This is a genomic window from Sphingobium sp. (assembly GCF_035511395.1).
Lineage (GTDB): Bacteria > Pseudomonadota > Alphaproteobacteria > Sphingomonadales > Sphingomonadaceae > Sphingobium.
Window position 1 is genome coordinate 1 of sequence record NZ_DATKFP010000183.1, and the last position, 5,875, is coordinate 5,875.

Below are 5,875 nucleotides of genomic sequence, written 5' to 3' on the forward strand. Positions count from 1 at the left end.
ATTCTGCCCGGTCATGAAACATTCGTCCGACCCCAGCCATACCACGGCGGCGGCGATATCCTCGCGCGTGCCGACCCGGCCCAGCGGATATTCGCGCGTGAAGGCCTCCACCATTTCGGGGATCTGGAATGTCATGCCGGCCATCGGCGTTTCCGTAATGCCTGGGGATATGGAATTGGCACGGATGCCGCGATCGCCATATTCATTGGCGACCGTGCGGATGACATGATCGATGCCGGCCTTGGTCCCCATATAGGCGGCGTGATTTTCCAGCATGATCGTCGCGGTCGCGGACGAAATCTGGATGATCGATCCGCCGCTCCCCATTGTCCGTAACATCGCCTGGATGAAGAAGAACGGCCCTTTGAACTGGATGCCCAACATCTTGTCCAGATCCTCCTCTGTCGTGTCATGCGTGGGCTTCAAAAGGCCCCAGCCCGTGGCATTCACACCGATATCGATACGACCGAAGCGGGCGACGGCAAGGTCGGCGGCAGCCTCCACCTGATCCTGGCTGGTGATGTCGACCAGAGCGACCGCACCGCCTATCTCCGGCGCGATTCGCTCCAGCTCTTCCCGGTGCCGGCCACCCACGACGACCTTGCATCCTTCGGCCGCCAGCCTGTGGGCGATGGTCTGCCCCATATTGTCCTTGCCCGCCGCGCCGAGCACCAGTGCCACCTTTCCCTCCAGCCGCATCTCTCTCTCCAGATAGTTAGTATATATACAGTCCGATAGCATTCTATTATGAATGAGCGGCAAGAGCAATGCAGGACAGGAGCAGGATATGGGTGGAAAGCTCGACGGCAAGATTGCGGTCATCACCGGCGCGGCGCGTGGTCAGGGCGAAGCGACCGCCCGCCTTTTCGCGGCGCAAGGGGCAAAAGTCGTGCTGGCGGACATGCTGGAAGCAGAAGCGCAGGCGATCGCTTCGGACATTGGTGCCAATGCGATGGCCATCAAGCTCGATATCAGTGCAGAGGAGCAATGGGTTGTCCTTGCCCGGAAGGTCGAATCGCAATGGGGGGCCGTCGACATCCTCGTCAACAATGCCGGCATCGTCCATCCGGCCGCCATGCTCGATCTGACCAAGGCGGATTTCGAGCGTGTGCTGAACATCAATCTGATCGGCGCATGGCTGGGCATCAAGGCACTGGCACCCGGCATGATCGCCAAGGGCAAGGGTGCGATCGTCAATATCTGTTCCAGTTCCGGCCTGTGGGGCATGAACGGCCTGACCGCCTATTCGGCCAGCAAATGGGCGTTGCGCGGGATCAGCAAGACGGCGGCGATGGAGTTAGGGCACAGGGGCGTGCGGGTGAATGCGGTGTTCCCCGGCGGGATCAATACCGTCATGGGCAACGTCACCAACGAAGCGCCGTCCGAACTGGCGAAATATTATGTCGGCCAGCCGATCCAGCGCATCGGCGAGCCGGAAGAGGTGGCGTCCACCAGCCTCTTCCTGGTCAGTGACGACGCCTCCTATGTCAATGGCGCCGAAATCACCGTCGACGGCGGCATGACGGTGGGGGTCTACACACCCTTTCTGCCGGGCGCACCGGAATGATGGCTGAGCGCTGGAGGGATCACCCCTCCAGCGTCATGCGCGCCATGGCGGCGATCCGTCGGACCCGATTCTGGCTGTGAACCATGACGCGGCTGGAGGCGGTGCCGTCCGCCGCGCGCTTCAATATGCCCTGTACCATCGCGGCATAGCGGAACTGGGCAAAGGCCAGATACCAGCGCAGGTCCGGCACCGCGATGCCGCGCCGCGCGCAATAGAGCGCGACATAGGCCTCCATCGTCGGAATGCCGAGCGCGGACACATCCCGCCCATATAGGCTGGTGGCGGCCAGACCGGAATCCGGCAAATCCCACCAGGCGCGCAAATGATGCGCCAGATCAATCAGCGGATCGCCCAGTGTCGCCATTTCCCAGTCCAGCACAGCCACGATGCGTGGTGTGTCCTGCGCGATGATGAGGTTGTAGAGGCCATAGTCGCCATGGATGAACCGGGTTTGGGCGGTTTCGGGCACATGTTGCGGCAATCGGTCGATCAGCCAGTCCATGTCGGCAATCTTAGTCATGCAGGACTGAACATAGTTTTTCGACCAGCGTGCAAGATTGCGCGCGGCATAGCCGTCTGGCGGGGCAAGATCGCTCAGGCCGATCGCAGCGGGATCCAGATCATGCAGCATCGCCAGAAGCCGGTTCATATCGTCATAGACCGCTATGCGTTCCGATCGGGAGGCGTCGCCCATATCCGCTTCCCAGAAGACGCGGCCCGCCACATGATCGACGATGTAGAATTCGGAACCGATCACGCCCGGATCGGCGCAATAACCATGGGTTCCGGGAATCGGCACGCCGCTATCGCGAAGAGCCGACAGGATACGATATTCGCGGTCGATCCGGTGCGCGGAGGGCAGCAGCGTACCGGGAGGCTTGCGGCGCAGGACATAATCGCCCCCCGGCCCTGACAGCCGATAGGTGGGATTAGACTGTCCGCCTTTGAACTTGGCGAGCGAGAGATGAAGATCCATGCCGGGCAGGCGGGGTGCGAGCCACGCAGCCAGCCGGTCGAGATCGATCGCCAGATGCGGCGGCGGTGCCTCCTCTCCGCCGAATTGCGCCTGCCGACCCGTCATCCTACGCGCCCCGTGGCCCGAGAGGCGCGATATTTGTTCAGTTCCAGGCGTGCGATGGTCCGATTATGCACTTCGTCCGGGCCGTCGCCGATCCGGATCATGCGCATCCGGGCGAAGGCGAATCCCAGACCGTCGTCATCGCACAGGCCCGCCGCGCCATGCGCCTGGATCGCCATGTCGGCGATCGACTGGCCGATCCGTGTGGCGGCGACCTTGATCTGCGCGATTTCGCTGCGGGCACCCCTGTTGCCGACCGTGTCCATCAGGTGAGCGGCGTGCTGAGTCAGCAAGCGGCACATGTTGATGTTGATCCGTGCCTCGGCGATCCGCTCCTGCCAAAGGGACTGGTCCGCCAGCACCTTGCCGAAGGCGACCCGGCGCAGCAGGCGCTGGCATAGCTGTTCCAGCAGCCGCTCGCACTGGCCGATGATGCGCATGCAGTGATGGATGCGTCCCGGCCCAAGGCGCCCCTGCGATATTTCGAAGCCGCGCCCTTCGCCCAGCACGATGTTGGCAGCGGGTACGCGCACATTGTCGAACAGAATTTCCGCATGTCCCTTCGGCTCGTCATGATAGCCAAAGACGGTGAGGGGGCGGATGCGCGTGATGCCGGGCGTGTCCGGGTCTACCAGTATCTGCGACTGCTGCATGTGGCGCGGGGCGGACGGATCGGTCTTGCCCATGACGATATACAGGCCGTTATGGGGGTGATAGGCATTGGTGATCCACCATTTGCGCCCGTTGATGATATAATCGTCGCCGTCGCGCTCGATCCGCGTTTCGATATTGGTGGCGTCGGACGAGGCGACAGCCGGCTCGGTCATGCAATAGGAGGAGCGGATGCGTCCCTCCAGCAAAGGTGCAAGCCAGCGTTGTTTTTGCTCATCAATGCCATAGCGGTCCAGCAATTCCATATTGCCAGTATCGGGCGCGGAGCAGTTAAAGACTTCCGACGCATAATGGACGCGACCCATGATTTCGGCCAGCGGGGCATAGTCCAGATTGCTGAGTCCCGCGCCATTGTCCGAATGCGGCAGAAACAGGTTCCATAGATCCTGCGCCTTCGCCTTTGCCTTCAATTCCTCCAATATCGGCGGCACGCAGAAGCGGTCGGGACCAGCGTGGAGTTGCTCTTCGTAAAGCCGCTCATTGGGATAGACATGCTCATCCATGAACGCCTGGAGTCGGACGGCGAGTGCGCGCGATCGGGCGCTTTGCGTGGGTATCATGCGGCTGGACTCCTCACCTCTCATCTTCGGTTTGCCCTAAGATAGCCCGTAAACGAATAATGTGCCAGCATACTATCTTGACAGGAAGGAGCGGCGCGCTAGCCTGTGCCCCATCAGATGACCGCCGTCATGGAGCGGCGCGACCACGAGGAGAGGCAAGCCATGGCATCCAATATTCAGGTGGAATGGCCCGAGACAGCCATTGCCGTAATAACGATCGGCGATGGCGGTACGCCCGGCCATACCACGAGCTGCGCGACGGTGTCGGCGCTGGCTGATGCTCTGGATGTCGTGATCGGACGGGGTGCGCGTGTGATCGTCCTGGCTTCTTCCGTGGACGGGCATTGGCTGGAACATGCCTATCTGGACGATATCGTGAAGCTGGTGGAGGGGCAGCCGGCGACCGGCGACCCGGCCGGCTGGTTCCGTTCCCTGCAAATCCTCAATCGCGGTGGCGCCGTTACGATCGCGGCGATCAACGGTGATACGTCCGGCGGCGGGTGCGAACTGGGCTGGGCCTGTGACCTGCGGGTGGCGGAGGAAGGTGTGCGGTTCAGCCAGCCCGAAGTCATCATCGGCGCAGGGACGGGTATTGGCGGGACGTCCCGCTTGATGCGCCTGATCGGCCGTACCATGACGGCGGAAGTGGTGCTGACGGGGCAACCTCTCACCGCCGAACGCCTGTACCAGTTGGGCGGAGTCAACCGTGTGGTGGCGAAAGGAACGGCGGTGGAGGAGGCGCTGGGCCTGGCTCGCGCCATCGCAGCGCTGCCACCCCAGTCAGTTACCGGCATGAAGAAGATGCTGGGGGAGGCGGAGGATTTGAACCAGAGCCAGGGCATCGAGAATGACCAGGCGATCAGCCAGACCCTGTTCGCTCATCCCGACAGTCTGACGAGTATGAAGGCGATCCAGCAGCGTTTCGACGCGGGCGAAACGATGGATGCAATCTATTGGGCGCGGGGCTGAACCCGGCTTTGAATTTTCGAGGAGAATGGCGATGGATCTGGGTCTTTCCGGTCTAAAGGTGATCCTGGGCGGCGCGACGCGCGGCATCAGCAGGGAAACGGCGAAACTGCTGGCAGCGGAAGGAGCCAGCCTTGGCCTGTTCTCCCGCAATGGCGATGCGCTGGACGATCTTAAGTCCGAACTGGATGGCACGGTGGAAACGCAGGAGTTCGTGCTGGAGGATCGCGACGGCTATCGCGCGATGCTGAACAGCCTCGCGGAACGGCTTGGCGGGTGCGACATCTTCATCCATTCGATCAGTTCATCGGGCGCGCAGGGCGCAGGCGACTGGGATGAAAGCTATCGCCTCGACATGCTCGGCGCGGTCGACGGATGCGAGGCGCTGGAACCGTGGCTGGAAAAGTCGGATGCGGGATCAGTCATCCTGATGTCCAGCACCGCAGCGATCGAGACATTTCTGGTGCCCCAGGCCTTCAACGCGATCAAGGCGGCCGTCATCACCTATGGCAAGCAGTTGAGCCAGGCCTGGGCGCCCAAGGGCATTCGCGTAAACATGGTGTCCCCCGGTCCCATCACCTATCCCGGCGGCAATTGGGAAGGGGCGAAGGCGCTGGCGCCAGATCTTTACGCTGGCATCGTCGGCCAGATTCCGATGGGACGGATGGGAACGCCGGGCGAAGTGGCGAAGGCCATCACCTTCCTTGCCAGTCCCGCCACCGGCTATGTCACCGGCGCTAACCTCGTCATCGACGGGGGCTTTACCAAGCGCGTCCAGTTCTAACGCACGGAAAGGACAGGCATATGGCGACGAAGGCGCGCTACGCGGAAATCCGCTTCAACGACCGGCCGATCAAGGAGATGCGCGCTGATCCCGAAGCGCTGGTGCTGGAACCTGGCGCGCAGGAGCAGATCGGGATACTCGTTGCGCCAGCCTGCCGGCGGATCGCAGTACACCCCGCTCTCCGGCAGTCGAAGCCAGTAGGCGCCGGTCAGGATTGCCGAGTAGCCGGCATCTTCACTTCCTGCCTG

At 62.2% G+C, this 5,875-nt stretch carries 7 protein-coding genes; 4 read left to right on the forward strand and 3 right to left on the reverse strand.

What is annotated here, in order from left to right; all coding sequences use genetic code 11:
- Positions 1–699 (reverse strand): SDR family oxidoreductase (locus VMR39_RS12410; protein ID WP_325416293.1); only part of this gene is annotated, 699 nt, incomplete at its 3' end.
- Between the two features lie 52 nt (positions 700–751).
- Between VMR39_RS12410 and VMR39_RS12415 the strand changes: the two genes are divergently transcribed.
- Positions 752–1,567, forward strand: a complete 816-nt coding sequence (locus VMR39_RS12415; RefSeq protein WP_325416294.1) for an SDR family NAD(P)-dependent oxidoreductase — start codon at positions 752–754, stop codon at positions 1,565–1,567.
- Positions 1,568–1,586: 19 nt separating this feature from the next.
- On the opposite strand, the gene VMR39_RS12420 is transcribed toward VMR39_RS12415, so the two are convergent.
- Both VMR39_RS12420 and VMR39_RS12425 read right to left on the reverse strand, forming a co-directional pair.
- Complete coding sequence (locus tag VMR39_RS12420) at positions 1,587–2,648, reverse strand: phosphotransferase family protein (protein ID WP_325416295.1); 1,062 nt, start codon at positions 2,646–2,648, stop codon at positions 1,587–1,589.
- Positions 2,645–3,877, reverse strand: a complete 1,233-nt coding sequence (locus VMR39_RS12425; RefSeq protein WP_325416296.1) for an acyl-CoA dehydrogenase family protein — start codon at positions 3,875–3,877, stop codon at positions 2,645–2,647. Before VMR39_RS12425 ends, VMR39_RS12420 begins: the two co-directional genes overlap by 4 nt.
- Before the next feature lie 162 nt (positions 3,878–4,039).
- On the opposite strand from VMR39_RS12425, the gene VMR39_RS12430 reads away from it, so the two are divergent.
- The 3 genes from VMR39_RS12430 to VMR39_RS12440 form a co-directional block, all read left to right on the forward strand.
- The gene (locus VMR39_RS12430; protein WP_325416297.1) at positions 4,040–4,846 is read left to right on the forward strand and encodes an enoyl-CoA hydratase/isomerase family protein; all 807 of its coding nucleotides are present in this window, start codon (positions 4,040–4,042) and stop codon (positions 4,844–4,846) included.
- A 31-nt stretch (positions 4,847–4,877) separates the two neighbouring features.
- Positions 4,878–5,627 carry an SDR family NAD(P)-dependent oxidoreductase gene (locus VMR39_RS12435; protein WP_325416299.1) on the forward strand — a complete coding sequence of 250 codons (750 nt, stop codon included), beginning with the start codon at positions 4,878–4,880 and terminating at the stop codon, positions 5,625–5,627.
- Between the two features lie 20 nt (positions 5,628–5,647).
- Positions 5,648–5,875: hypothetical protein (locus VMR39_RS12440; RefSeq protein WP_325416300.1), on the forward strand; the 228-nt coding region annotated here is incomplete at its 3' end.

Coding starts and splice junctions, on each gene's coding strand:
- VMR39_RS12435 (WP_325416299.1), top strand. CDS start 4,878: ATGGATCTGGGTCTTTCCGGTCTAAAGGTGATCCTGGGCGGCGCGACG.
- VMR39_RS12430 (WP_325416297.1), top strand. CDS start 4,040: ATGGCATCCAATATTCAGGTGGAATGGCCCGAGACAGCCATTGCCGTA.
- VMR39_RS12425 (WP_325416296.1), bottom strand. CDS start 3,877: ATGATACCCACGCAAAGCGCCCGATCGCGCGCACTCGCCGTCCGACTC.
- VMR39_RS12420 (WP_325416295.1), bottom strand. CDS start 2,648: ATGACGGGTCGGCAGGCGCAATTCGGCGGAGAGGAGGCACCGCCGCCG.
- VMR39_RS12415 (WP_325416294.1), top strand. CDS start 752: ATGAGCGGCAAGAGCAATGCAGGACAGGAGCAGGATATGGGTGGAAAG.